This window comes from Nonomuraea sp. NPDC051298 (assembly GCF_055586305.1).
Genome location: NZ_JBVJIM010000068.1, coordinates 1 through 1,450 on the forward strand (window position 1 = coordinate 1; position 1,450 = coordinate 1,450).

The window sequence follows — 1,450 nt, forward strand, 5'->3', positions numbered from 1 at the left end:
CACGTCATCGCCCTGGAGAAGGCCGTCCTGGCCGCGTCGGCCGACACCGCGGCGCCGTGCCGGCGCAAGCGGCGGATCCCGCCCTCGCCCGAAGCCCTCGCCGAGGCCGAGCAGCTCCAGGCCCGACTGTCCGGAACTGGGGCTCAAGGGGGGCAGAGAAGCGAGCAGAGCGCTCCGGTAGTTGATTTCGCCGCCTATGCCGCTGCGAGCCAGACCCTCAGCCCTGCTGACCAGGCCGACCTGGCCTGCGGGGACTGACACCCGGCGGCGGGCCGATCGTCACCGGGCCCGCCGCCGATCACCACCATCCAATAATCGGGGGATTGTTCATGGCCATGACCATCACCGGCGTCCTGGACGCCCCGCCCGGCAGCTCGGCGGAGATCTATCAGCGATTGCGAGCACATCTGGCGTTCCTGAAGATGCCTTCGGCCGCCGAAGCGCTGCCCGCCGTGCTGGACGCTGCCCGCGACCGCGGCACCGCCCCGCTGGAGGTGATCGAGCAGCTGCTGTCCATCGAGGTCAACGCCAGCGAGGACCGCAGGCTCGCCTCCCGCCTGCATTTTGCGAACCTGCCCGCTCCCTGGGGGATCGGCGACTACGACTTCTCGGCCCAGCCGGGTGTCGACGAAAAGCTGATCCGTGAACTCGGCACGCTCCGGTTCCTCGACGACGCCGCCAACGTGATCTTCGTCGGGCCGCCTGGGGTCGGTAAGACCATGCTCAGCATCTGCCTGGCCCGCCTGGCCGCCGAGCAAGGCCACAAGGCCTACTTCACCACCTGCGAAGATCTCGTGCGCCGGCTGAAGAAGGCCGTCGCCGAGCAGCGCCTGCACACCGGCCTGCGGTTCTTCTCCCAGCCACGCGTTTTGGTGATCGATGAGTTCGGCTACCGCCGCCTGGATGAGGACGGCCGGGCTCTGCTGTTCGAGGTGGTCAACGCCCGCTATCTGAAAGGGTCGATCATCACCACCAGCCACGTCGGTATCAACGGGTGGGCCGACCGGCTCGGCGACCTGGACCGCCCCGGCGAAGTTGGAGGCTAGACCGCTTGGCTCTCAGTCGCCGGGCCGGTGCCGGCGGTCGATCGGTGGAACATCTCCTCATACTCGGCCGGAGGAACGTTTCTACAGTAAGAATGTAGCCGCTCAGAATTGTACCAGGCAACCCATTCCATCGTGGCTATCGTCACATCCATGACGCCTTTCCAGCCGCCATGGAAGTCTATGAGTTCTTTCTTGTAGAGACTGTTCAAAGACTCGGCAGCTGCATTGTCATACGAGTCGCCCTTGTTGCCGACAGAACGAGCAGCGCCGACCTGGTCGAGTCGTTCGGCGTAGCGGATAGAAGTGTATTGGGCGGATTCAACCGGTCGTCGCAACACCTTGATCCGGAGGTGTTGCATGGGCAGACCAGCGGGGTGGATGACGACGCGCACCGGGCGGCCGGC

Annotated in this window: 3 protein-coding genes; 2 read left to right on the forward strand and 1 reads right to left on the reverse strand. The window is 65.9% G+C overall.

Features of this window, described 5'->3' with window-relative positions; genetic code table 11:
* The coding region (locus tag ACZ6S0_RS52910) for a hypothetical protein (RefSeq protein ID WP_465928762.1) at positions 1 to 258 on the forward strand (258 nt) is incomplete at its 5' end.
* 71 nt (positions 259 to 329) lie between these two features.
* On the forward strand, positions 330 to 1,046 hold the full coding sequence (locus tag ACZ6S0_RS52915; protein ID WP_465928764.1) for an ATP-binding protein: 717 nt from the start codon (positions 330 to 332) through the stop codon (positions 1,044 to 1,046).
* Here ACZ6S0_RS52915 and ACZ6S0_RS52920 read toward each other — a convergent pair.
* On the reverse strand, positions 1,043 to 1,450 hold a 408-nt coding region (locus ACZ6S0_RS52920; protein ID WP_465928766.1), incomplete at its 5' end, for an integrase core domain-containing protein. The genes ACZ6S0_RS52915 and ACZ6S0_RS52920 overlap by 4 nt on opposite strands.